Source organism: Nostoc foliaceum FACHB-393, from assembly GCF_014698505.1.
Taxonomy (GTDB): Bacteria; Cyanobacteriota; Cyanobacteriia; order Cyanobacteriales; family Nostocaceae; genus Nostoc; species Nostoc foliaceum_A.
Genome location: NZ_JACJTD010000026.1, coordinates 55,969 through 82,056, shown reverse-complemented (window position 1 = coordinate 82,056; position 26,088 = coordinate 55,969). Strand labels below are relative to the sequence as shown.

Annotated in this window: 22 protein-coding genes; 10 read left to right on the top strand and 12 right to left on the bottom strand. The window is 41.7% G+C overall.

Annotation, left to right across the window (positions count from 1 at the left end):
* Positions 1-305: 305 nt before the first annotated feature.
* From mnmG to H6G92_RS21120, 3 genes are read left to right on the top strand one after another with little or no spacing between them, the layout of a single operon-like run.
* Positions 306-2,228, top strand: coding sequence for a tRNA uridine-5-carboxymethylaminomethyl(34) synthesis enzyme MnmG (mnmG, locus tag H6G92_RS21125; RefSeq protein WP_190895585.1), 1,923 nt, complete (start codon positions 306-308; stop codon positions 2,226-2,228).
* A gap of 47 nt (positions 2,229-2,275) precedes the next feature.
* The gene (locus tag H6G92_RS40405) at positions 2,276-2,398 is read left to right on the top strand and encodes a hypothetical protein (protein ID WP_277926767.1); all 123 of its coding nucleotides are present in this window, start codon (positions 2,276-2,278) and stop codon (positions 2,396-2,398) included.
* Positions 2,399-2,458: 60 nt separating this feature from the next.
* A complete protein-coding gene (locus H6G92_RS21120; protein ID WP_190895557.1) occupies positions 2,459-3,817 on the top strand; it encodes a hypothetical protein in 1,359 nt (452 codons plus the stop codon).
* A 79-nt stretch (positions 3,818-3,896) separates the two neighbouring features.
* Here H6G92_RS21120 and H6G92_RS21115 read toward each other — a convergent pair whose 3' ends face one another.
* On the bottom strand, positions 3,897-5,459 hold the full coding sequence (locus H6G92_RS21115; protein WP_190895556.1) for a glucosaminidase domain-containing protein: 1,563 nt from the start codon (positions 5,457-5,459) through the stop codon (positions 3,897-3,899).
* A 90-nt stretch (positions 5,460-5,549) separates the two neighbouring features.
* Positions 5,550-6,311, bottom strand: a complete 762-nt coding sequence (locus H6G92_RS21110; protein ID WP_190895555.1) for an N-acetylmuramoyl-L-alanine amidase — start codon at positions 6,309-6,311, stop codon at positions 5,550-5,552.
* Positions 6,312-6,505: 194 nt separating this feature from the next.
* On the opposite strand from H6G92_RS21110, the gene H6G92_RS21105 reads away from it, so the two are divergent.
* On the top strand, positions 6,506-6,781 hold the full coding sequence (locus H6G92_RS21105) for a hypothetical protein (RefSeq protein ID WP_190895554.1): 276 nt from the start codon (positions 6,506-6,508) through the stop codon (positions 6,779-6,781).
* A 266-nt stretch (positions 6,782-7,047) separates the two neighbouring features.
* Here H6G92_RS21105 and H6G92_RS21100 read toward each other — a convergent pair whose 3' ends face one another.
* Positions 7,048-7,668, bottom strand: coding sequence for a hypothetical protein (locus H6G92_RS21100; protein WP_242059261.1), 621 nt, complete (start codon positions 7,666-7,668; stop codon positions 7,048-7,050).
* Positions 7,669-7,981: 313 nt separating this feature from the next.
* Positions 7,982-8,929 carry a DNA polymerase III subunit delta' gene (locus H6G92_RS21095; RefSeq protein WP_190895553.1) on the bottom strand — a complete coding sequence of 316 codons (948 nt, stop codon included), beginning with the start codon at positions 8,927-8,929 and terminating at the stop codon, positions 7,982-7,984.
* A 621-nt stretch (positions 8,930-9,550) separates the two neighbouring features.
* Here H6G92_RS21095 and H6G92_RS21090 point away from each other — a divergent pair.
* Both H6G92_RS21090 and H6G92_RS21085 read left to right on the top strand, forming a co-directional pair.
* Positions 9,551-11,113 (top strand): phytoene desaturase family protein, encoded by a 1,563-nt coding sequence (locus H6G92_RS21090; protein WP_190895552.1) that lies wholly within the window; start codon positions 9,551-9,553, stop codon positions 11,111-11,113.
* A 218-nt stretch (positions 11,114-11,331) separates the two neighbouring features.
* On the top strand, positions 11,332-11,949 hold the full coding sequence (locus H6G92_RS21085) for a DUF411 domain-containing protein (RefSeq protein WP_190895551.1): 618 nt from the start codon (positions 11,332-11,334) through the stop codon (positions 11,947-11,949).
* Between the two features lie 123 nt (positions 11,950-12,072).
* On the opposite strand, the gene H6G92_RS21080 is transcribed toward H6G92_RS21085, so the two are convergent.
* The 3 genes from H6G92_RS21080 to H6G92_RS21070 form a co-directional block, all read right to left on the bottom strand.
* Positions 12,073-13,038 (bottom strand): tetratricopeptide repeat protein, encoded by a 966-nt coding sequence (locus tag H6G92_RS21080; RefSeq protein ID WP_190895550.1) that lies wholly within the window; start codon positions 13,036-13,038, stop codon positions 12,073-12,075.
* A 238-nt stretch (positions 13,039-13,276) separates the two neighbouring features.
* Positions 13,277-13,666, bottom strand: coding sequence for a hypothetical protein (locus H6G92_RS21075; protein ID WP_190895549.1), 390 nt, complete (start codon positions 13,664-13,666; stop codon positions 13,277-13,279).
* Positions 13,667-14,127: 461 nt separating this feature from the next.
* Positions 14,128-15,891, bottom strand: coding sequence for a Rieske (2Fe-2S) protein (locus tag H6G92_RS21070; protein ID WP_190895548.1), 1,764 nt, complete (start codon positions 15,889-15,891; stop codon positions 14,128-14,130).
* Between the two features lie 144 nt (positions 15,892-16,035).
* On the opposite strand from H6G92_RS21070, the gene H6G92_RS21065 reads away from it, so the two are divergent.
* Complete coding sequence (locus H6G92_RS21065) at positions 16,036-16,278, top strand: hypothetical protein (protein WP_190895547.1); 243 nt, start codon at positions 16,036-16,038, stop codon at positions 16,276-16,278.
* Positions 16,279-16,400: 122 nt separating this feature from the next.
* Here the strand turns inward: H6G92_RS21065 and H6G92_RS21060 are convergent, their stop codons facing one another.
* A complete protein-coding gene (locus tag H6G92_RS21060; RefSeq protein ID WP_190895546.1) occupies positions 16,401-16,763 on the bottom strand; it encodes a hypothetical protein in 363 nt (120 codons plus the stop codon).
* A gap of 242 nt (positions 16,764-17,005) precedes the next feature.
* On the opposite strand from H6G92_RS21060, the gene H6G92_RS21055 reads away from it, so the two are divergent.
* Entirely contained in the window at positions 17,006-19,150 is a 2,145-nt protein-coding gene (locus tag H6G92_RS21055) for a tetratricopeptide repeat protein (RefSeq protein ID WP_190895545.1), read from the top strand.
* Positions 19,151-19,211: 61 nt separating this feature from the next.
* Positions 19,212-19,688 carry a tetratricopeptide repeat protein gene (locus tag H6G92_RS21050; RefSeq protein WP_206758845.1) on the top strand — a complete coding sequence of 159 codons (477 nt, stop codon included), beginning with the start codon at positions 19,212-19,214 and terminating at the stop codon, positions 19,686-19,688.
* Here the strand turns inward: H6G92_RS21050 and H6G92_RS21045 are convergent.
* Complete coding sequence (locus H6G92_RS21045) at positions 19,653-20,066, bottom strand: hypothetical protein (protein WP_190895544.1); 414 nt, start codon at positions 20,064-20,066, stop codon at positions 19,653-19,655. The two genes, H6G92_RS21050 and H6G92_RS21045, sit on opposite strands and share 36 nt — an antisense overlap.
* Positions 20,067-20,102: 36 nt before the next feature.
* On the bottom strand, positions 20,103-21,623 hold the full coding sequence (locus H6G92_RS21040) for an aminotransferase-like domain-containing protein (RefSeq protein WP_242059260.1): 1,521 nt from the start codon (positions 21,621-21,623) through the stop codon (positions 20,103-20,105).
* A gap of 216 nt (positions 21,624-21,839) precedes the next feature.
* Between H6G92_RS21040 and H6G92_RS21035 the strand changes: the two genes are divergently transcribed.
* The gene (locus H6G92_RS21035; protein ID WP_190895542.1) at positions 21,840-22,055 is read left to right on the top strand and encodes a hypothetical protein; all 216 of its coding nucleotides are present in this window, start codon (positions 21,840-21,842) and stop codon (positions 22,053-22,055) included.
* Between the two features lie 61 nt (positions 22,056-22,116).
* Here the strand turns inward: H6G92_RS21035 and H6G92_RS21030 are convergent, their stop codons facing one another.
* Together H6G92_RS21030 and H6G92_RS21025 are read right to left on the bottom strand one after the other, a co-directional pair.
* Positions 22,117-23,667 (bottom strand): hydantoinase B/oxoprolinase family protein, encoded by a 1,551-nt coding sequence (locus H6G92_RS21030; protein WP_190895541.1) that lies wholly within the window; start codon positions 23,665-23,667, stop codon positions 22,117-22,119.
* A gap of 299 nt (positions 23,668-23,966) precedes the next feature.
* Complete coding sequence (locus tag H6G92_RS21025; RefSeq protein WP_190895540.1) at positions 23,967-26,057, bottom strand: hydantoinase/oxoprolinase family protein; 2,091 nt, start codon at positions 26,055-26,057, stop codon at positions 23,967-23,969.
* Positions 26,058-26,088: the final 31 nt, after the last annotated feature.

The window sequence follows — 26,088 nt, the reverse complement described above, 5'->3', positions numbered from 1 at the left end:
GAGAATTTATCACGTTGATATATGCTTCTATATAACTTATGCAATATATCTAATATATAACCGTAACAAATCAGCTTATTTTCATGGTTAACCATGTGAAAAATTGCTGTGGTAAATAAACTGGAACATTGCCACGATTCTTAAAAAATATTATATTTTTTACTTATTGCTCAAGTTAAAAAAAGAAACTTGTCTCTAATTGAGTACTAGTAAATTTGATAACTTTTTTATTAGAAAGATACATCCATGAAACCACTGGAACAGTTAAAATTGGAAAGAACTCTAAGCTTGCTGATCCTGTAAGTATGACCATGCACAATTCCGTTGAATTCCAAGACGCTTTTGATGTCATAGTCGTCGGTGCAGGTCACTCCGGTTGCGAAGCAGCTCTCGCCTCTGCACGCCTCGGTTGTCGTACCCTGCTATTGACGCTCAACTTGGATAGAATCGCTTGGCAACCTTGTAACCCAGCAGTGGGTGGCCCGGCCAAATCTCAGTTGACCCATGAGGTAGATGCACTTGGTGGGGAAATTGGTAAAGTAGCAGACCGCACCTACCTGCAAAAACGTATCCTCAACTCTTCACGGGGGCCTGCTGTTTGGGCATTACGCGCCCAGACAGACAAGCGCGAATATGCAGCGGTGATGAAGAATATTGTCGAGAATCAAGAAAACTTGACAATCCGCGAAAGTATGGCAACAGATTTGGTGCTGGGTGCTAACGGTGAAGTTATCGGCGTTGAAACTTATTTTGGTGTAGGGTTCCAATGTAAAGCAGTCATCTTGACAACTGGCACCTTCCTGGGGGGTAAAATTTGGGTTGGTAACAAATCAATGCCAGCCGGACGGGCTGGAGAATTTGCGGCTGAAGGATTGACACAAACCCTGAATCGCCTGGGATTTGAAACCGGAAGACTCAAAACTGGAACTCCAGCACGGGTAGACAAGCGATCGGTAGATTATAGTAAAATGCTCATCCAGCCAGGGGATGAAGATGTCCGCTGGTTTAGCTTTGACCCAGAGGCGTGGGTAGAACGGGAACAGATGCCTTGTTACATCACCCGCACAACCGCTGAAACCCATCGCCTAATTCAAGATAATTTGCACCTATCGCCAGTTTATGGCGGTTGGGTGGAAGCGAAAGGGCCGCGTTATTGTCCCAGTATTGAAGATAAGATTGTGCGCTTTGCCGATAAGGAAAGCCATCAAATCTTTATTGAACCAGAAGGACGGGATATACCCGAACTTTATATCCAAGGTTTTTCCACAGGGTTACCAGAAAATTTGCAATTGCAAATGTTGCGGACTCTCCCCGGTTTGGAAAAATGTGTGATGCTACGTCCGGCGTATGCTGTGGAATATGACTATTTACCTGCAACTCAGTGTTACCCCACACTGATGACTAAGAAGATTGCCGGACTATTTTGTGCTGGGCAGATTAATGGCACCACAGGTTATGAAGAAGCCGCCGCTCAAGGGCTTGTGGCGGGAATTAACGCAGCTCGATTTGTTGGTTCTCAAGAAATGATTGTCTTTGCCCGTGAGCAAAGTTACATTGGAACGCTAGTTGATGACCTGTGTACAAAGGATTTACGAGAACCTTACCGGATGCTTACCAGTAGGTCTGAGTACCGATTGATATTGCGTTCTGACAATGCCGACCAACGCTTGACACCTTTGGGGCGAGAAATTGGTTTAATTGATGATCGCCGCTGGGATCTATTTACCCAAAAACAGGCAAATATTACCATAGAAAAACAAAGATTGCAAGCTACACGAGTCAAAGAACATGATGAAATGGGAATAGCGATCGCATCTAATACCCAACAAGCAATCAAAGGTTCAATTACTCTCAATGACTTGCTGCGCCGTCCGGGATTCCATTACGTTGACCTCGACAGGTTCGGACTGGGAAACCCCAACCTCAACCGTGCCGAGAAAGAAGGTGCAGAAATTGACATCAAATATTCTGGCTATCTCGCTAGGCAACAAAATCAAATTGACCAAATTGCCCGCCAAGCGCACCGCCAGTTACCTGCGGATTTGGACTATACAACAATTGATACTCTTTCTAAAGAGGCACGGGAAAAGCTAACTCACGTAAAACCACTCACTCTTGGTCAAGCTGCACGTATTGGTGGTGTAAACCCAGCAGACGTTAACGCTTTATTATTATATTTAGAATTGCGTAGAACCAAGAGCCAATCAGAGTTTCCAGCATTAGCTTAACACAAGCTTGATAAAGACTGAGTATAGTAGTAGGGAGGGAGATTGGTATGATAGATGACATAAATATTAGTAGTGGCATCATCAACAATCCCCAGATTAAAGTTGACTTTAATACCAACGCTCAACCAACTCGTCTCAATAAGACGGCGGATTGGATATTTTATCTGTAATCCTAATTCCCAGGCAGTAGGCGCGGCGTTTCCTCGTCCTAGCAACAACCCAGAAAGTCTATGTTACAAGAAGCCAGCACCCGTCTCATAGTACCGGAACCATCAGAAGACTTAATCGCCAACGAGCCTTGGTCGATAGAAAACTATGCTGATGGTTTAATGGATGAACTCTTTGCCGATATCGACTCCATTCTGGATGTTAGTGGTAATCTGCTTTTTCAAACCGTTAGCCACAGTAGGCAGAAGAAATCGAACCAGTCTGTTGCTGGGGTTTCTCCCCAACCTCAACGCCAGTCGCCTCCAGAAAACGTGCTGCAAACAGTTACGATACCGCAGATTATCTTACCGAACACAGTGAATCAACCAGTACAGTCAGTTGCTCAAAATAACCACAAGCACTTGAGCACCGTTGTATTTGACACCGCCACCGTTAAACCAGTTAGTAGAAAGCATCAGAAAAGTAGTCGGACTTTGGGCAAACTGCTAATTGTAGGAACAACTTTAGGCGTGGCGATCGCTGGTATTATCTACCTGGTACAGTCTGGAGTCGTATATCTTTTAAATACCAACTTGGCCCAGCCAGCTCTTCTAGTGCCGCAAGCGCAGTCACAGTTGCCAACAAAAGTAGAAATTGAGGCAGAGTTGGTTGACTACATGCTCCAATCGCTAGCAGTTATAGATAAGCAAGGAGCAAAAAGCAATCAAAAATCTGTCATATCTGGATTCTCCAATCAGGCAAATACTAACCAAATAGCTCTTGGTAACGGGCAAACAACTGGTAATCTACCACCACTTCCCCTTTTAGCAAACAATACACCACCAGCCCCTAACCGTTCTGGAAGCGTTGTTGAGCGGATCTACGTTCCCGTTTATCAAGCGCCGTCGCCAATGCGCTATGCGCTGCCGGCTATTCCTGGGACTCCCACACTTTTACCACAAGTTGCTAGTGCGTTACAGGGATCTCAACCAAATGTTGTGAAAAATGCCCTGAACACGGTGCGACAAGCTGCCAAGCCTGTAACTGTCAACATGTTAGCTGCGGCTGTAAGAGCCGAACTTAAACCTGTAGCTGCGAAAACTGCACCCATTACCGTGCGGCAAACACCCAAGCCTCTGCCTGCATTACCAGTAGTTCCATTACGTGCAGCCCTCGCCCCAGAGTCAGAACCAACTATTACCCAAGAACAAGTATATCCGGCAACTGCGATCGCAGTTGCTCCGAGTAATACTTTAGAGGGATTGCTAGAGTTGGGTAACAAATCTGCCGCTTTATTTAAAATTGATGGCGTGACTCGTCGCATTAATATGGGTGAAAGCATTGGCTCAAGCGGTTGGACGCTAGTAGATGTTAGTAATGGCGAAGCTGTTATCCGCCGTAACGGTGAAGTGCGATCAATTTACGCAGGGCAGAAGTTATAAGAATAAGCTTTTTAAACCTCTCCCTAGTTGAGAAAAGGTTTAGATAGTGGTGAAATCCAATGCATCAACTCACCAAGAATTAGCTCCTCACTGGTGGGTTAATTTCAAAATGAATATGATTATCGTGACCACTCAGAGAAACACAAAGTTTCTCTTTAATTAGCTGTTGATCGTTAAAAAAGACTGCCCTTACCAGTTTTTGCTTCTGAATAGACTTGAGAATAGCTCGTGCAGCATCTTGATCATATTCAGAACTCGACCAAATGATGCCACCAAAATATCGATTTTTTTTGGGTAAGTAAATATCGCACATCATGCCAGTTTCATGTCCATGATGGTCGGGAGTATCCCCTCCATGAGGAAGGCTAACATCGTTAATTGCGAATGGAGCAGCTGTGGGGTGAGTATTACGATAACTGTTTTGATAATCTTGGGCAATTTTTTTAATAACATCAGCTAACCAGTGTGTTCCAAAATCGTGATTATCTTGGGTGTCTTCCAGTTCACCGTTAACGAAACCATTAACAGGGTCGCTTTTTGGCATCAACTCCCACCGTGGTGCGTTAGCTGCTTGCAACCATCGATGAGTGATTCCACCAACATCAACTCGACCATCACCATTAACAGTACTGCGACCAGCAATAATTGACTGAAATAGTTTGATTCCGTCAAAGAGTCCTCTGTCTATGTCTGCACGGTTAGGATCACCTACCCATGTGTAGCCTAGCTCATGCAATCGCGCCTTAATAGCCTTAACATCATCAGCTTTATTGACTCCGCCAATTCCCACACTACCACCGAGTTTAATTACCTTCGCCCCTGGTAAACTGGATGCTGTAGGTTGTTGAGTGTTCTCATCGTCCTTGTGATCGAAAGGAACAACAACTTTAATTTGGATCTCTAGAGTTTGATCATCAACAGCAATTATCATGCGGCGATCGCCTTCTTGTTTAAAGACTAAATCAAATTGCCATTTGCCATCCTGACTAATTGCTACATTTGGGGCTGGAAATTTGTCATCAATCATCACCGACAAAATTTTGCCACTGTCCTCTAAACGAGCTATACCTTCAACCCTGAAACTTTGTCCTACTTCCACTTCTTTTGGCGCACGAATTAGCTGTAGTTTTTCTACCGGAGCAATTGTAACTCCACCGACATTAGCCAGTAAATTCTGTGCCTCTGGAAGCAAATTCACAACTTTATTCACATAGTTAGGATCGGATGAATAGCCTTTACCCTTGAGAAAGCCAAGGAAATTTTCTGGCGTGTTGGTATGATCTTCTAAGCCTTTATAGGGAGTGCGAGTTAAAAACTTCCAATAACCAATAATAAAAGCGTCTATATCTGTAAATTTACAGAACTCAACTTCTTCTGACTCAGAAGGAACTTTGATTTTCAACGGTTCGGCAAACCCTCTCATATCAGGATCTCGCCATTTTAATCCGGCAAAATTGTTAGCATGGACAGCAAGATCGCTTTTCCCTCTAGTAGACTCTAGTAACCATTGAGCAAGGGTAACTTCTTTTAAAATTTGCCTATTTATCTCAGAAACTCTTGCAGTATCAATGCCAATATCTGTAAATATTACTGCTAAATCTTTCTTAAAATAATTGTTGACTAAATTATCTAGTAATGACATATCTTTCTCCTATTAAAAATTTTTGCAGATCCCCAAATCTTTTAAAAATTCGAGGATCTAGGTGTTAACAAATAATTTAGATATAATTAGTTAATTCTTTTCTATAACTTTGGCATGTCCAGCAAAAACAAAATGCCTATCTCGGTTTACTTTACTTTTATCAGACCACTTAACCCAGTAATGATTCTCTTCAAAACGGACATCTAAAATGGGGTAAGTCCCTGGTTCAAGATCGAATAGAGATTCTTTTGGTAGCTCTGATGCCTGTTCTGTGGAAGGCTTTAAAACCGTTCTTGTTGTAACTTCCAAAATGTAATTTTTATCAGATTTAGCTTCATCATCTGACTCACCAATTAATCCATCTTTAATTGCTTCGGCCATTTTTTCAGCATCAAAGCGATCCATATCTACTTTGGCATCACAAAAGCAGCACTCAATTAAAATAGCTGGCATTTGTGTATTTTTGATAACAAAGAAATCTGCATTTTTAACTTTTCTATCATTGAATCCAAGCTTAACAATCTCTTTTAAAACTGATTTAGCGATACCTTTTGATGTATTGCTAATGGCAAAAATTTCTGTGCCATTAGCTATAGTGTTGAACTTATTAAAGTGAATCGAAATAAAGACGTTAACGTTATTGGCGTTTGCTTTATTGACTCGTTGTCTCAGAGAATCGTTTACACTACTAGCACTTGCAGGAGTGCAATCAATAACCGTATGACCTGCGGCTTTTAGCTTTTGGATCAACTTTGTACCAACTGCTTTCGTTAAAATATCTTCTTGTTGGATACCTGTTGCCCCTGTATCGTGAGGAGGGCAATTGTGTCCCATATCAATACCAAATTTCATAGAGTTGATGTCCTTTTTATAACTTGAGAGGTATGGTTTAACTCACTATACTGTATTAATTATTAACCCGATCGATCGCTCTGTCGGTGAGAAAAAGTGAGTCGTTACTGTAAAAAAATGTAACTTTTTACGTAAAAATCTGATTAAAAAGAGAAATTTTATAAGTTCAACCTATAAATAAAGCAGACTAACCCATGACGGCACAAGAGGCGCTGAATCTAGTCGATACTCTTTTATGGTCTACCTTTAGGCAAAGACTCAATGATGTTCAATCTGTAGTCTTGCTGGAAAGTTGGCTGGGACGCACCTATGCGGAAATTGCGGTGCAGATAAGTTATGAACACGACTACATCAAACAAGTCGGTTCTCAGCTGTGGCGAGAGCTTTCTCAGGTAGTTGGTGAAGAGGTTTGTAAAAAAAATATCCAATCTGTTTTGCGTCGCTACCAGCAGTCTCAAAGTAGTGGATAATCAAAGAGCAATGTCTACAATGGTCACTGAGCTTGTCGTACCACTTCGTGGAAGCAAGCTACGCGCAGTGTCTCGTAGAGAAGTGCGGGCTACACCTAAGCAGTTGGCCGTTTCATACTAGTAATCTCATAAACGCCAACGATGTCTCATTATAATTCATATAATTACTTATTAAGTACGGCTTTGTGCTTTATATAAATATTACTAATTAGTAATTATTTGGTCATCACTTTGAGCAGAATCACATCTTAAATAATAGCCTTGGCTTAGTAAACACTTCGCCACGCTTTCACCGTCCCTTTGCCAATTTCGCTATCAACAGTTTGACCTCCTTCTAAGACTAGTCTGATGTTTAAGTTCTCATCTGGAGCATTTTTCAAAGCAGTGGCTAATTCTTGACTGACAGCAAATGTGCCAGTTGAACCATCTAATTGAAAAACTTTGTCCCTGACCTTGAGCAAAAGTTTATCGACTTTCTTAGTAGTGACAAACGGAAGAAAGTCAGGTCTGGGATACACATGACCTGCGGTGTAGAAAGAAGACGTTGCTTGACCTGAATTTACAGTTACGAGGACTCGAATGCTCGAAGGTGTCCACAAACTAATAACTTGCTTTGAACCCTCACGGTACAAATAGCCACCTAAGGAGTTGCGGTCAAAAACCCCAAGAAATTCCCCTTCAAAAGGGTCAACGATTCTCACGGCTTTTGACCAAGGTACATCCATATCGGGGGACAATCCTGCTGATTTAACTACTGGTAAATCGCTTGATGCTTGGGCAAGACTAGCTACCTCTTGAATAGTGAAAGCAGTACAAAGTTCAGGGGAAAGCATAGCCAAAATAGCCCCTAAAAAAAGAACTGGAATCGTCTGCGGTAACTTCATCATAAGTCGGGGGTACAATCTTCAAAGACAATAATCGGACAGCCTTTATTAATCATCTCCCGCAAGACTTTTGTTTGCTATGAAGCTTTGGCAATTGAGCAAATTCCAGTGTCTTGGGGCAATGTATTTTGACTCACCACATTCTCTACGTTCCCTGCGGGATGCTACACAAACACGCAGCGTGTCGCAGACAGATGCTTTGCGTAGCTCAATCTCAATAATACACTAGTACTAATTAGTCACCGTCACTTAAGTAATATTATTTAATATAGCTAGAGGGTTTGAGGGGTTTGTGCAAGAGTTAGTAAATGAGATTTTATTTTTGACATACAGATAAAAGCAGACATTCCCAAACTAACCTTGGTTGAGCGTAAGAAAGCAAGTACTTACGAGCTTGTTCTAGCTGGTTGATGATGCTGGGTTGATGCCACCGCTGCCAGTAGAATTGCTGAAGATAATCAACTAACCACAATTGGGCTTCTGTATCTAAATCTTTATCGATTTTCTTGGCTAACTCCAAAGCTTTGCGGTAAGAAGCAGGGGCTTTTTTCAAATCTTCGAGTAACTCAGGGGGAATAGTTTGTAATTGCTCGTAAGATGCGATCGCACTTCCCGCACTGCCAGCTGCTATACTCAATACCGCCTGATTTGGCAAAATTTCCTGATGACCAGTTTGTGTGAGAACAACAGCCAAAGACTGTGCATCTAAACGATAAAAAGGAATGCGTTGACAGCGTGACACCAAAGTTGGCAAAACAGACTCAGGTGTAGGTGCAATTAAAATTAACGTCGCCTGTCCCGGTTCTTCTAAGGTTTTAAGTAAAGCATTCGCTGCTGCTTCTGCCATTGTTTGGGCTTCTTCCAGCACCACCACATTTCTCGGTGCTTCCAAGGGGGGACGACTGAGAAACTCGGTAATTTCCCGAATTTGCTCTAGCCGAATTACAGGTGGTGCTTTACGCTTAAGTCCTTTCTCGGCTGCTTCTGTTGCTGTTAATCGTTGTCCCTGGTATTGGTACGTTGGTTGCACCCACAACAAAGCTGGATGGTTACCTTGACGCAAACGGTTTTGTAAAGCCGTAGTGACTCCCATCTCACTCGAAAATAGCAATTCCACAAAACACCTAGCTGCTAAACTCCTTCCTACACCATCTGGTCCCACAAATAGATACGCTGGAGCAACCCGGTTTTGTCTAACAGCCTGAGTGAGTAATTCTATGGCTTGCTGTTGTCCTACAAGTGGTGTAAATGGGTTAATAGTCACGTTGCTTCACTCCGAATTCAAAATTCAAAATTCAAAATTAATAATCCCCATAAATAAATTTAGAGGCTTGTATCATGAGTCTGTTTCGGTCATTAATCAAGGATCAATAGTCAAAAATCAAACAGTAATTTTACAAGTATACTTTTAGCTAATTAATACTTTAATCAGTTTTTGTGAAGAAAAGCAAACATTATTAAATCACTTTTTTAGTTTCGATAATATGAATAGACATAAGGATTAAAGAATAAGGGCTTAAATTCGGAAATTATCGCCTGCTAACTATCTGCAAGTTTTTACGGTGATTTGAAGCTAAATTTTGCGGTTACTTTAAATCAGTAAACTGTTAAACATCCTTTAGGGTATCTAAATGTTAGTGAGGATGTTGGCAAAAAATTGCCATAGCTAAATATTCAAATATTCGGTGATGGTGCAATTACTACTATCAACGATAAAATTCCTTACACCTTCTACCGGATGATTTTTTACCTATTTTCATTTAATGAAAACTGCAAAGCTAGGTAAAGAACCGCTGATTATTTCGGCATTTGTACTGGTAAAAAACGGTGATAAAAAGTTATAACGCCGAAATCAAGAGAAATCAAGATTGCCAAGGAGGCTGATATGGAAATCTTCGATTATGTGATTCTGGGAGCCGGACTGGGTGGACTTTCGACCGCAGCGTGTTTAACTCGACAAGGCTATCGGGTAGCAGTTCTAGAACAACATTATTTACCTGGCGGATGTTGTCACACCTTTGATTACGGGGAATACAGTTTTTGTGCTGACGTACATTACATCTCTCAATGTGGTTCTGGACAGACTATAGCCCAATTTCTCGACTATATTGATCAAGATGTACCGTTTAATAGGCTTGATCCTGACTGCATTGATCGAGTTATCACCCCAGAGGCGGATTTTAAAATTCCTTTGGGATGGGAAAATCTGCGATCGCGTTTACTCTCCACATTTCCAGAAGAAACTGCTGCTATTAACCGTTATTGCAATGAAATTCAGCAACTCCACCAAGAAATTCGCAACCTAGTGCAGGAGGTACGCTGGTTTGATCAGAAGTTGTCTGACTGGTTGAAGTTACCAAAATATTTGAATCTATTTTGGAAGCGGAATTGGACACTACAAGATTTGTATAACCATGTCGGTTTATCGCCTAAACTACAAGCAGTGCTGGCGGGGCAAAGTGGCGACTATGCACTACCACCCCAAGAAATTGCGCTACTCACGCACACTTCCCTAGTTTGGGACTACTCAGAAGGCGCTTATTATCCCAAACATCACTTCAAACACCTTGTTAACACCATTGCAAACGTAATTACCGCAGGTGGAGGTGTGATCAAATACTCAACCCCGGTGAGCCATATTCAAGTTAGCAACCACACTGTCCATAGTGTCCTTGCCGATGGTATGACCTATTGTGCCAGCAAAGCTTATATCAGTGACCTCGACCCCAAATTAACAGTGGAGTTAATGCATGATTTTGCAGCCCTGAGTCAAAAGGAGCATCAACGCCTTACTAGTTACGAATACTCAACCAGTGCTTTCAATATTTACCTGGGTTTAGATAGCCGCTTCGATCCCCAACGCTATGGCATCGGTAACTGGAATATTTGGTATTATCCAACAGGCGACCTGAACAGAGAATATCAACAACAATTCCAAGGTGACTTTAGCCAACCGTGGATTTTCCTCTCTTGTCCGACGATGAAATCTAGTGAACCAGGGATGGGGCCTAAGGGACATCATGTCTTAGAGATTGCCACTGTGTGTTCCTATGAACCATTTGAACATCTGCACAAAACCAACCCAAAAGCATATAAAGCCAAAAAACGGGAAGTTTATCAGCAGATTATGGCAAGTGTACGAGATTTGATTCCAGATGTAGACAACTACGCCCGGATGAAAGTTTATGGTACACCTACCACCAGCGAATTTTATCTGGGGCAACCGCAGGGTAATATTTACGGTGCGAAATTAATACCCAAACAGGTTGGTTTAAATCGTCTGGGATATACGACAGAGTTACCTAACCTCTTTTTGGTAGGGGCGAGTGCTGGTTATCCGAGTGTACCAGGTGTAATTGGGAATGGGATGGATGTTGTGGAACTGCTGACAGGGCAATCGGTATGGCAGAAAGTTAAAATACCCCAGCCTTTGGTGGAAGTTGGATAATGATAGTTTTGATGGAATGATGTCTGGCGACAAGCTGCTACGCGTCTAAGCTTGCAGTTATGATGACTGCTAAGGAATTGCTTTTGTTTTGCGTAAAATTGTAGTGTTTTTAAACGCAGGGGGACACAAAATAAACGCAAAAGTAAAGGTATGCAGAGTCTTTTTGGAGGGAATTTGTTACAACAAATTTATGCAATGTTGTACTCAGGAAGTCTTAGATGTCGCACAAAAAATTTATTTATTACTGGCAAAAATGGTTACCTCCTATCTTGGTACGTGCTGCTGTACGTGCAGTGGTAATAATTTGTCTAACAGTAGGAGTGTTGGGCATCTTGGGAAGCACTGCTTCTATGAGTAATGCTCAAGCTGTTTTTCCTGATTCTCTTGCAGCTAATGCTCAACTGGTAAGTACCACTAAGCGTATCCAAGATGAACAAACACCATTAAAATCAACAGGACTAAATGCCACTGTATATCACAGTCCCGATTGTAATTGTTGTGGCGGGTGGATTGACCACTTAAAGACACAAGGTTTTCAAATCACAGACTTTTCCACGCCTGACATCGAAACAGTCAAACAAAAGTATAACGTGCCAGATAACTTGTCATCTTGCCACACAGCAATTGTTAATGGATATGTGATCGAAGGACACGTCCCAGCAGAAGACATCAAACGTCTGCTTCAAGAAAAGCCAAATGTTGCTGGTTTATCTGTTCCCCAAATGCCCGTAGGCACTCCTGGGATGGAGATGGGGAATCGAAAAGACCCGTTTTCTGTGCTTTCCTTTGATCACAAGGACTCAGTTGCAGTATTCAATAAATATCCGTCCTCTTGATGTAATCTCGCTGGATTCAGAGGATGTTTTAAAAGTGGTTTTTCAATGTATTTTGGCGATTAGAAATTGCCAAAGCCTTTTAAAACATCCTCACATTAACTGAATCAGTGGTGGGAGATTTTACTAGTTAGCACCAGCTTTGATGAACTGCGACAAATAACTTAACCATCTCTTAAACCAGAAGCGAGATGCTGCACTTGCAACGTTTTCAGAAAGAAGCTGAATCGCATGGTTACAATCTTGCAGACTTGCATCGAGTCCCATTGCCTGATAGATTTCGCGGGCATGGCAAAAGGCATCCATCGCTTCTGATTCTCGATTGATTTTTTCTAATACCAGACCCAAATTAAACCAGGCATTTGCTTCTGCATTTTGATCATCAAGATTCCTTCTGATCTCTAATGAATATTGATAAAACTCAACTGCCCTTTGGTACTGTCCCAGAGCATTATAAGCATTACCCAACCCACTCAAGGCCATGCCTTCGCCATTGCGATCGCTGATTAATCTTGCTAATTCTAACCATTGCTGGTAAAACTCAATTGCCAGTTGATACTGCCCCAACGATTCATAAGTATTGCCCAAACTTCCCAGACAAATGCATTCCTCATTCCAATCGCCTGTTTTCTTGCTGATACTTAACCACTGCTGATAACACTCAATCGCTTGCTCATACTTGCCTAGGTATTCATAAGTATTGCCCAAACTTCCCAAGCAAATGCCTTCTCCAGTGCGTTGGCTTTGCCCGCCGTAGGCATCGCCTATTTTCCTGGTGATGCTCAACCACTGGTGATAAAATTCAATCGCTCTCTGGTATTTTCCCAGTGATTGGTAAGCATTGCCCAACCCAGATAAAGATTTGGCTTCCTCGAAGCGATCGCCTATTTCTTTAGCTATATCCAACCACTGCTGATAAAACTCAATTGCCAGGTGATACTCGCCTAGTGAGTGGTAAGCATTGCCCAAACTTCCTAAACAAGTGACTTCTCTATTGCGATCGCCTGTTTCTCTGGCTTTGTGCAAGCACTGTTTTTCAAACTCAATAGACTCGATGTTATTTAAGCTCCCGGATCTAATTACTTCTGTCATTCTCTATAGAAAAAGAAATTTGTGGTCGATAGGCTGTCGATTATACAATTTTCTGTGGCTTTAGCACACCAGAAATGCAACTTATAGGCACAACTTTTCTTAAAATTTAAAAATTGTTTTTCGACATTAAACTTTCTTTTATACACAGCAATTTCTGCGTAGAAAAGGCTTTTATTTATATTGGTAATAAGTGCACAAATATACTATAATGAAAAATTTCGCTTTTAAAAAAACCAAATCAATCAGCAGCAGCATAATCAGGCAATGCGTTGAGTTGGAAATTAACAGCACTCAGATAATTTTGGTCGTTTAAAACCTGTGATGGTAATTTATCTGCATTAACAGCAGCCTTAACTAAATCTTTTGCAATAATATTTCTGTTTAGAGTTTCAATTACTAGCTCTCCTCCGCTGGGAATTCCGTGCTGTTTCAGACCTCCCTGATAAGCAAAAGTAACTAGATTGAAAGGCTGGAGATAATTAATAGAAGTAGAGTTACTGGATAAATTGTTAGAGTTAATAACTAATGCACTACCGTTGGTAGTAGCTGTTTGAGCACCAGCGATTCCAGGTACAAGAGTAATAGCAGCAAAAATAAGTGCAGAATTTATTAAGGTAACAAGTTTCATAATTAATTCTTAGGTAAAATGCGAACGGTGTTCTTTATTAATAGAGTCCTCTTTATTATTAATCTCAGCTTCCTTCAGTCAGTTCATCTGATCGGTTGATATATGACTCACCCAAAAGGGTGAGCTAATTGAGCGACATCAAGAGCAATATAGGACTAGTATTTAATTTTTGAAAAGATACGTAGGGTGCGTTAGCGACAGCGTAACGCACCATTCTTAAGGCTTTGGTGCGTTACGGCTTACGCCTAACACACCCTACAAATACTTAGATTTTTTCAGAAATCAAATATGATTCCTATAGAGGCTCCTTTAAGTCCAGTACAGAACACATTGGTTGAAATTTTCAAGTACTTAACTGAGGCGAGTTGAAAATTTATGCAACTTTTAATTCGCCTCTTGAGTTTGCCAAGCATTGCAGAAATTGGCGCGATCGCAGCAATTATTCTGCCAGACTAGCTAAATTACGATTCTTCAAACAGGCGATCGCCTTTATGCAACCGATAAGCAATTTGATAGGTTTGTCCTTGCGATCGCATTGTCGGCGCGTGTGCTGCTAAATAACGAGCAGCAGCAACTAGTACATGAATACCAGCAGCAGTTTGACCTAACAGCGAGTATTGTCTAAAAGCTGCTTCTATTTCCTGAATCACATGAAACTCTCGATTTTCTCGCAGCATCAACTTACCCAACATTGCCATCAACCGTTCAGCAGAACCGCCACTATACAAATAATCAGCCACTAACTGACCTGTCTGATTTACTTGCTGTTGGCGATTTAATAAATCTGGTAGTTGGTTGAGTAATTCTTCAGGATTTTGAGCAGAGTCTTTTGGTTCTGGAAGTCTTGCTGGTGGCACATTCAAAAAACGATTCAAATATACACTCATGGCAGCATCAAACACACCTCGTAATAATTCCAGCGAAGGCACTCGTTGTAATCCTTGATGGACTGCATTGGCAAAAGTGAACGGATGGTGCGCCGAATTCCAGTCCCCAAAATCGTTGTTAGTGTGGAAGCGAGCTACTCGCAGTGCTGCTGTGTAAGTAACTACACTTGCCAATTGTTCTTCAGTACAACCAGCTTCCAGAGCACTCAGAAGAGAGTTGACAATTTTCTCTGGGTCTTCCCCTAACAAAATCGGCACTAATTCTTCTTGGCCTGACCAAGTTCCATGTCGAGGTTGTCCTGTTGCCAAAGCCATAGGTAACTGCTCAAAGGCAGACTCCAGAATTGCGACCAAATCCACCGGATAGCGCCAGGAATTGGATTCTTCCATACGGGAAGCAGTTGCTAAACCAGAAACTAGACTCGCCAAAACTGAATCTGCCCCTTGCCAACCAACGGCATCCAGGGCTTCCAGTGCTTTGTTAATGAAGTCGAGTGCATGACCACTATCGATGTAACGGTGGTCTGTGGCAGATGTAAACAGCATATCTGCAATTTGCTCAGAATTAGCTCCCGCCCGAATTGCAGATATCAGACATCTCTCTGCGGCTTCACTATCTCGCACCTCAATAAACTGGCAAAACCAGCCTTTAAGGGTATTCAGGTCAACGGTAGAATTGGGCAATGGATGAACTACGAAATGAGGCGGCGCTCCAGCGCTATCACTAGCTACTGCTGAAAGTCCTTGGAAAAGGGCGCGGGGTTTGTCTTCTGCATCCAGATAAGACAGCAAATTCATCATGCAAGTATGGATGGTTAAGCCTGTACTCCAGCCTGCTTTGTTGTAACGGGTGCCAAATTCCAGTCCCATCTGAAATGGTTCGGTAATATCTGCCCCCATATCCAATAGTGCGATCGCTGATTTGGCAATAACTAACGAAATACTCTGTTCTAAACCATCCTGAAGACGTTGGCCATGGTGGGCATGAAAGTCAACTAGAGGAGCTAGATTTACCCAAACTTCCCCATCACGGATTTCTACATCAAAGGAGGGAACATCATCTGCCCAAGAGTCAAATGTTCCACCACTGGCGAGATCGAAGCGGGCATAGTGCCAAGGGCAAGTCACAATGCCATCTTTGCAAGTGCTACCGTGAAGCGGAAAGCCCATATGTGGACAACGGTTATCAATTGCATAGACTTTATTATCTGAGTAAAACAGAACTATGGTATGTTTCTCGCTACGAACCAACAAACTACCTGCTGCTTGAACATCTGCAAATTTAGCAACACGCATGTATTTGTCTCTATGGGTTGGGGCTGTAAGTTTTTGAGTCATTTCAGTTTTCAACCAAAGGGATGTAAAAACTCCTACTTTTACTCTGGCGAACTTTCAAGGGTTTGAGCAGCGATGCAAGTCTAATTTTTGTTAACGATAAGTATTTGTCAAGAAAGGTCAGCCAGCGCCTTATCGTTTTTGACGATGCCGACCACGGAGCGCGGTTATTTGCTCTCCAAGAATTTGGCAATCAGTACCATTGCTCAGGCTGGGGATAATATTGTTTCCACTAGTTTTCTATTTATCGTTCTTGGGATAGTTTTACAATCCGCTTTGGGCGGGAGTATGATGCATCTGAGCAGTTTACAGCATCAGGGTCAAAAGCTGACAGAACGATTTGATGCCAACACTTATATAGGACTTACGCACTGTACAAATGCATCGTGATGTGAATTATCTAAAATAGGTTGTTTCAGGTTTTTCTTAATTATCCTGCGATCGTAAATAGACTATGGCTTGGCTGAAATCAACCCACGGACATGATACATTTTTAATTGACATGGCTGCATTTAATGAAATCCTAATCTTTTTTCAGCAAAATTTAGATTTATCAGCCTCTTAACTCGGTGGATTGAGGAAAAAGCTTGGCCTTCTGAGTTCTGAGCATGAAGCTTCGAGATAAAAGCTTGGCCTTCCGAGTTATGAGCATAAAGCTTCGAGATAAAAGCTTGGCCTTCCGAGTTATGAGCATAAAGCTTCGAGATAAAAGCTTGGACTTCCGAATTCTGAGCATGAAACTTCAAGATAAAAGTTTGGACTTCCGAATTCTGAGCATGAACTTCCGAGATAAAAGGTCGGCCTTCCGAGTTCTGATAAAAATTTACAAAAATCCTGATACATATAGATTTCTCGTAGGGGCATGGCATTGCCATGCCCTTACCAGCGTATTTGTATCATTATTAAAGTGAAATGGTATGAGGTGGAATAATGAAGTTGAAAAGGCGATGTCTAACGATAACCAGCCCCGCGTCTACGTTTTTGGAGTGAGTGGTGCGTAGCTTGCCGCCGTAGGCATCGCTCCTAAAAAAGCCCGTTAAGTATAATACACCCTTGACCAGCACCGTAGATTATCATGATTATACTTAAGTAATCTAACTTGTATCTCAGCCTCTAAATGAACAGAGAACAACAGCGTCGATTAGAGGAACAACGAGACCAACTGCAAAAACAGTGGGATATTCAAAGCGAGAAAGTAAAGCGGATAGGGAATGCTTTCGCTATTGAGACTGATACGACAGCAAAATTTAAATTAGAACATCAGCTTTCGGAAGAAAAGGCTCAACTGGCGCGTCTTGAGGATGAACTCAATCAAATTGAAGCTGAAGTGCGATCGCCTTTACAGCCACAAACAACAACTGAAAAACGGTTGGTGGGAAATCAAGCAATCCCAGAAGTACCTGTGTGGAAGGGACGAGATGAACTCCTTGAAGAATTGCAGACAAAATTACTCCAACTAGAAAATCCGCTTAAGGTATTGGCACTCATTGGACAAGGGGGTATTGGCAAAACCAGTTTAGCTGTAAAACTTTTAGAAGCACTGGGCGTTAATTGTGGAAGATCCGCCCAAACTCCCGTTGAAAAAGGGGCAAATGTAGAAGAGTGTCCTTATGAGTGCGTAATGTATTTCAAAGCGCAGGAAGGGACAAGTTTTGATGATGTGGCAAAATTTTTATTAATTGATGGCTTGGGTATTCAAACAGCAGAGAAGTTAAAAAGTGCTGATGAAAAGATAGCCAAAATTATTGAAGGGTTAGCGCAAACACGCACTCTTGTGGTGCTCGATAACCTAGAAAGTATTTTACAGCCTGCCAACCATTCGCAAGCGGGACGGGCAATTTCAGAGGATTGGGGTAAACTGCTAAATGCCTTAGTCTATCAGCAGCATCAATCACAAACGCTATTAACCAGTCGGGAAGTGCCAGCAGATTTGGCAGATAGCCGTTATGAGGGTGCGGAACCAGATTCAGAATTGGTGTATATCGAGAGAATTTTTGGAGTGGCGACAGTCGCGGGAGTTGAGATTTTGCGACAGCGCCAACTGAAAGACAGTGTACCAGATTTGCGGTGGGTATCTGAGCGCGTTGAGGGACACGTATTTTTGTTAACCCAACTGGCGGCTATTGGTAAGGGTAAGCCTGGGTATCTGCGGAAGCATTCAGAATTGGTGACGAAAAAAGCTGAACCCATTCTCAGAGAACAACTGGCAAGGCAAAGTGAAGCAGCACGAGATTTACTCAGTCGGATGTGTGTGTTGCGAGTAGGGATAGATATTCGAGGTTTAACTTTCTTGCGGTTATATACAGATGATTCAGAGCAAGATGATCGCTTTGAAAGGGCAGCATTCTTAGAAGAACCTGCTGAATTGACAGAGGAAGAAATTAGTGAAACGCAAGCAATTTTAGAGCGATTAGTTGATGGCAGTTTGGTGCAGAGTCGCTATGATGAACAGCAATGTGAGGTATTTTATGACTTGCATCGGGTGATTGTGGAGTTTCTACAAGGGGAATATAAAGACGAACTGCCCAATCTGCTCAACAGTATCTATAAATTTTACTGCTCTGGAAAAAATGTTGAAAATCCTAAAACTTTAGAAAATTTGCGCCCAGTGCTGGAGGCTCAATATTTTGCTTTTCAGTTGGGCAATTACAGCGAAGCATATTATTTGGCAACAGGAAGTCTGGGAGAATGCCTGCAACGTTGGGGACACTGGAGTTTATTAAAAGATTTATGTGAACAAGTTTTGCCGCATATTGACGAATATAAACGCTGCATCTGCTTGCAAAACATTGGAGTAATTCATCGTGATTTAGGCAATTGGGATGAAGCAGCAAGATGTTTTCAGAATGCTTTAGCCATTGCACAAAAGCAAGAAAGTAAAAGTACTATTGCACATTGCAATGGATTGTTGGGATATATTGAGCAATGTCGCGGCAACTGGGATGCAGCCGAAACCCTCTATCGGCAAGCTTTGGAAGTGATGACAGAATTAGGCGATCGCTCTGGTATGGCGAATAGTTGGGGAGCGTTGGGAGATATTGAGTACCTTCGCAGCAACAGGGATGTAGCCGAAACCCTGTATCAGCAAGCTTTAGAAGTGATGACAGAATTAGGCGATCACTCTGGTATGGCGAATAGTTGGGGAGCGTTGGGAGATATTGAGCGCAATCGCGGCAACTGGGATCCCGCATTTCTCACAAGCTTCAGGCGTTTGATAGAGCAGAGGGGCGGAGGGGCAGAGGGGAAAGAACTTAGTATTTGAACTCTCCCCTGCTCCCCTGCTCCCCTGCTCCCCTGCACAAGCGCAGGCTTTGAGAGGTGTGGTGAGAAATCCGGGGGATGCAGCCGAAACCCTGTATCAGCAAGCTTTAGAAGTGATGACAGAATTAGGCGATCACTCTGGTATGGCGAATAGTTGGGGAGCGTTGGGAGATATTGAGCGCAATCGCGGCAACTGGGATGCAGCCGAAACCCTGTATCAGCAATCTTTGACAGTGAGAACAGAATTAGGCAATCGCTCTGGTATGGCTGAGTCTTATAGTGGTTTAGGAGAAAATGAATGCGATCGCGGTAATCTCGAAGCCGCAGAACAGTTTTCTAAACAAGCTTTAGTAATAGCCCAAGAATTAGGGATGATTCACCTAGTGGCAGAGGCTAACTACGATTTAGCACGGCTAGAGCGTAAACGCAGCAATACAGAACTTGCCCAACAGCATTACAACACAGCGCATCAAATCTTTCAGCAATTGGGTGCGGCGAAGGATTTAGAGAGAATCGAGCGAGAGTGGGAGCAAGATTAAATAATTCGTAATTTGTAATTTGTAATGACGTTCCTGCAAAGCTAGACCTTTCGAGTTCTGAGCATGAACTTCCGAGATAAAAGCTCGGCCTTCCGAGTTCTGAGCATGAACTTCCGAGATAAAAGCTCGGCCTTCCGAGTTCTGAACACGAACTTCCGAGATAAAAGCTCGGCCTTCCGAGTTCTGAGCATGAACTTCCGAGATAAAAGCTCGGCCTTCCGGGTTCTGAACATGAACTTCCGAGATAAAAGCTTGAGTGATGAGGCTCAGAGGTGGAACTATAGAGAAAAAACCTTGACGCATCGCATTTACTGCTACAAAAACAAATGTAGAGCCGTAATTTATGATTGCCAAGACGTGGTGCATTGTGTAAATCATCTTCAACGTGAAGTAGATTAGGACATCTGTGCTAACCTACAAACTCTGAACAAGCGGTTGATAATTAGATATGCGATGTTTGACGACAAGCCGCTCTGTATCTACGCATCCTTTGGAAATATACTTTTTCAGCAACTTACCCACAATCGAAATACCTTGCTCAATCTCCTCTGGCGACATACAGAAAGTCAGACGCATCGCTGGATAACCCTGCTTATCGGGGAAAAATGCCGAACCACACGCCAAGTAGACATTTTGTGCAAAGGCTTCCTTACGAATTGTCCCAATCGGAATATCATCTGGTAACTGTACCCAGAGAAATAATCCACCCGTGGGAACTGTCCACCGGATCTCTTCAGGAAAATAACGCTCCAAAGCTTGCAGCATGGTATTACGACTTTGCAGATTATCTGTGCGAAGTCGGCTGAGGTGACGGCGGTAATGTCCTGAAGCGAGATATTCGCTAACTATTGTTTGCGAAATACTGGATGTGTGCAAGTCATGGAGCAACTTCCGCTCAATAATTGCTTGATAATGCTTACCTGTAACTACCATATAGCCCACTCGTAAACCAGGCATTAAAGTTTTAGAAAAGGTGCTTAAATAAGTCACCAAATTGTTTTTATCTAAAGCTTTAATTGGCGCTGGCACAGCATCAAAATTTATTCCTTCATAAGCATTATCTTCTAAAATAGGACACTCATATTTCTCCGCTAATGCTAATAATTGTTGACGATGATTTTGTGTTGTCGTCAATCCAGTCGGATTGTGAAAGGTACTAATCGTATAAATTAATTTCGGGCGATGGCTGTGGAGATATTGCTCTAATAAATCTAAATTCATTCCCTCCGCAGTCATGGGAATGCCAATAATCTTGGCTCCTAAGTTTTCTAAGATAGAAATTGCACCATAATAGGTGGGAGCTTCGACAATCACCCAATCACCAGATTTTACATAATAATTCATCGCTAATGACAACCCTTGCTGAGAGCCATTAGTAATAATTAAATCTTCTGGAAAAACCTCTAATCCTTGATTTACTAGCATCTGGGCAATTTGTCTGCACAGAGTTAGTTGCCCTTGAGGCATCTCATGGGGAAAGAAAATATCAGCATCATCTTGTCTTAATGCTCGTCTGGCAATCAGGTTAATATCTTTGGGTGGACGAGGATAACCGTAACCAAAATTAATTATTCCTGCCTGTGTTTGTGCTTGCACCAGTGGAGTATACATTTCATAAAAAGAACACTTCCCTGGTTTTGTAATTATGACATTTTGGGCTGGAGCAAATGTAGATTCTAAGTTGGCACTCTTAACAGAAACGCTGTTGACAAAATATCCCGAACCTTGACGAGCAGAAACAATACCATCTGCTTCTAAAACGTTATATGCTTCAATAATCGTCAGTTTGTTAACTTGTAAACTTTCTGCCAGAGAGCGGATAGAAGGGAGGCGATCGCCACTTTTGAGTGCGCCAGATTTAATCAGACGACTGATGCGATCGCGGATCTGTAAATAAATCGGTTTGCGTGACTGTCGTTCTAATAAAATGTTCATTTTGGCGCACTCGTTAATGACTAAATAATCATCAATACTGGCAATATAAACTATTTTTACCAAGTTTACCTAGTACAGTTGAGGGAATTTTTACTATACCAGTTGAGATAGCGTTTAACTGTACTAGATAAAATCTATCAAAACTGTACCTTCTCAGTTGAAAAAACTTACGTGAAAGTAAAAGTAATAGTTCACTGTGTATCAGGTGCTTTCACTATGAATAAATTTAATTTTTTGTTAAATTTACAAAAATATTGGCAACATTTGGTCATATGGATGACTAGTGGTTCTGACCTCCAAGTGTGGCAGGAATCAGACTGGCATGGTCACATTTCTTGTTGGCGTGCCTACGATCCAATGACAGGACGTTCTGCCTGTTTTGGTTCAGAAGAAGAAATGCGAATTTGGATTGATAAATGTTATTACAGATAAAAACTTTTGCCAATCAATATGACAAATAGACACTGCTGAAATTCTGAGAGTTGAAAAGTCGCTAGGAGACTTTACCAAATCCGCCTCCACCAGGAGTTTCTATCACAAAAACATCCCCAGGTTTCATCTCTACTGTTGCTGTGCTATCTAAATTCTCTTCAATTCCATTCTGACGTTGAATCCAGTTGCGTCCGACAATTCCAGCTTCCCCACCATTTAACCCAAAGGGAGGGACAACCCGATGTCCAGAGAGAATATTAGCTGTCATTGGTTCTAAAAACCTGATGCGGCGGACAACTCCATTACCGCCGGAATGTTTTCCTTTACCACCGCTATCGGGACGAAGGCTAAAGCTTTCTAAAAGTACAGGATAACGGGTTTCTAAAACTTCTGGATCGGTCAAGCGGGAGTTAGTCATGTGAGAATGAACACCATCAGTTCCATCAAAATCAATTCCTGCTCCAGAGCCACCGCAGATAGTTTCATAATATTGATATTGCTCATTACCAAAAGTAAAATTATTCATCGTTCCTTGAGAAGCAGCCATGACACCCAAAGCGCCATATAAAGCATCAACAATGGTTTGAGAAGTTTCTACATTACCCGCTACCACTGCTGCTGGATAAATTGGATTCAGCATACAGCCGCTCGGTATAATAATTTCTAGAGGATTAAGACACCCGGAATTAAGAGGAATATTATCATCAACCAATGTCCGAAATACATATAATACTGCTGCTTGAGTTACAGCTTTAGGAGCATTGAAATTACTATTTAGTTGCTCAGAAGTTCCAGTAAAATCAATTCTAGCACTGCGACTTTCTTGGGAAATTGTAACTTTTACTTGAATGATTGCCCCATTATCCATTGCATAAACAAATGAGCCATCCTTAAGAAGATGGATAGCCTTTCTGACGGACTCCTCAGCATTAGATTGTACAAACTTCATATAGGCTTGGACAGTATCGAGCTTGTATTGTGAAACCATTTTACGGAGTTCAATGACTCCTCGTTCATTTGCAGCAATTTGTGCTTTAAAATCAGCGATATTTTGGTTAGGGTTACGAGCAGGATAAATATGATTTGAAAGGTGCTCTCTTACTGCGGGTTCTCGGAAATTTCCCTCTTCAACCAAGAGAAAATTATCAAAAATAATTCCTTCCTCTTCTACTGTAGTACTGTGGGGAGGCATTGAACCGGGAGTAATTCCACCGATATCTGCTTGGTGTCCACGAGAAGCAACGTAGAAAATAACTTGTTTTTTATCTTCATCAAAAACTGGGGTAATTGTAGTTACGTCAGGAAGATGTGTTCCCCCGTTATAAGGATTATTTGATAAATATACATTCCCTGGTTTTAGAGTGTCATTTTTTTCATTAATTAAACTGCGGACACTTTCACTCATTGAGCCTAAATGTACAGGAATATGAGGGGCATTAGCGACTAATAATCCAGAGTAGTCAAAAATGGCACAGGAGAAATCTAGCCTCTCTTTGATATTTACAGATGCTGCTGTATTTTGCAGAACAATTCCCATTTGTTCGGCGATAAATTGATAGAGATTTTTGAATATTTCTAAGCGGACGGGATCGGGTTGAGATGTTGTGTACATTTTTAACTCCTTAAAAAATTGTCTAAGAATTGCTTAAACGTTTTTTAACATTTTTAAGCTCACCCCTAAAAGGGGATGCGATAACACGTGCATACTGATGACTGTTAACCGTTAACAGTCAACCGTCAACAGTCGCAGGGCGGCTATCCCGGACACCCCTTGTTCGTACAGCGTCTCGTAGAGAAGAAGTGGGCTTCCCGCTGCCTTGGTGAGTGTCCATGAATGGATAGACTTTTTATTGTAGAATCGTGTTGATTTTAGTGTAGCGATGATAAGAATTTTCTAGTAAAACAGCTAGTCTATAAACATTCTAAAATTAGATGGTTACGTTCAGTTAATCTCGCTTGCCAGTTAGGTTCCACTACAATCGTGCTAATTTTTTCTACAACGATCGCAGGCCCATTAATACTATCTTCTGGTTGTAAATCTTCTCGCCGATAAACAGGCGTATCATGCCATTTGTCAGCAGTAAACATTCTGACTATCTCAACAGATACAGGAGCTTTATCTAAAGGACAACTACGAGTAATTAAGGGTTCTTCGGGAGTTTCCATCTTCTGAATAACTTCCACGGAGACGGATTCAACAATTAAAGTTTTCTCTAATTGAATGAAACCATAACGGGATTTATGTTCAACCTCAAATTCTTGTCGCATAAGTCCCACATCATCGGCAAAGCTAATGGTCAAAGTAGAGTTAGTCCCTTCATATTTCAAGTTAACTTTTTGGACTATTTCTGTTTGAGCATTAGCTTCATTGATTTCACTTCTAGCTTGAGTTTCTAAATATTCCATTAACTGCTCTAATTTAGGAATTAATGCTTGGTTTAAAGGCTGTTCTACTCCTTTTTCTCTAATGGCACGTACATCAGCTAATCCCATTCCGTAAGCAGATAGAACACCAGCATAAGGGTGAAGAAATATTTTTTTCATTCCCAAAGTATCGGCAATTAAACAAGCAACTTGCCCGCCTGCGCCGCCAAAACAACAAAGCACATATTGGCTAACATCATAACCCCGTTGCAGACTGATTTTTTTAATTGCATTCGCCATATTTTCCACTGCGATCGCAATAAATCCAGCCGCTACTTGTTCGGGAGTACAATGATTTAATGTAGCGCCTTGAATATCTTGGGCTAATTGTGTAAATTTTTGAATTACAGTATCTTTATCTAAAGGTAAATTACCATCAATTCCAAAAACCGATGGAAAATATTGCGGGTGAATTTTGCCTAACATCACATTGGCATCAGTAACCGCTAATGTCCCTCCGCGTCGGTAACAAGCAGGCCCAGGATTCGATCCAGCAGATTTAGGGCCGACACGATAACTAGAACCATCAAAAGAGAGAATTGAACCACCTCCAGCCGCAATGGTATTAATTGCTAATACGGGAACTCGCATCCGCGCCCCAGCAATTTCCGAATCTAGTTGTCGTTCATACTCTCCTTTAAAGTGGGCGACATCTGTACTTGTCCCTCCCATGTCAAAGGTAATAACTAACTCAAAACCTGCCCTTTTACTAGTTTGAACTGCGCCTACTATACCGCCAGCCGGGCCACTCAAAATACTATCTTTGCCTTGAAATTGTTGGGCTGAGACTAAACCTCCATCAGATTTCATAAACATTAATTTGACTCCAGGTAACTGACTCGCTACTTGGTTTACATAGCGACGTAGAATAGGAGTTAAATAAGCATCGACTACTGTTGTATCTCCTCGGCTGACTAATTTCATTAACGGACTCACTTGATGAGATACAGATATTTGTGTAAAGCCGATTTCTTGGGCAATTTGGGCTATTTGTTGTTCGTGTTTAGGATAGCGATCGCTGTGCATGAAAACAATAGCACAACTCCGAATTCCTGTGTTGTAAACTGCTTGTAAGTCATTTTTGGATTTTTGAATATTTATAGGTGTTAATTCATTTCCATGAGCATCATAACGCTCATCAATCTCAATTACCTGCTCATATAGCATGGTTGGTAAAACGATATGACGAGCAAAGATGTTAGGACGGTTTTGGTAGCCAATTCGTAGCGCATCTTTAAAACCTTTGGTGATAAGAAGAACGACGCGATCGCCTTTCCTTTCTAACAGGGCATTTGTTGCTACTGTTGTCCCCATTTTTACTACTTCTATCGCTTCATTAAGAATGGGTTTGTTGCTAGCAATACCCATGATATCCCGAATTCCTTGGATGGCTGCATCTTGATATTGTTCGGGATTTTCTGAAAGTAACTTGTAGACTATAATCCATTGCTGATTAGGCAGAGTCACAATTAAAAAGCGTTCAGGATGTCTTGAGAGTCTGTCTATAATTGTTTGATTATCAGTAACAGCAACAATATCTGTGAATGTACCACCGCGATCGGCAAAAAGTTTTAACATTATTCTGTTTCCTGTATAGTCATGAGAAATT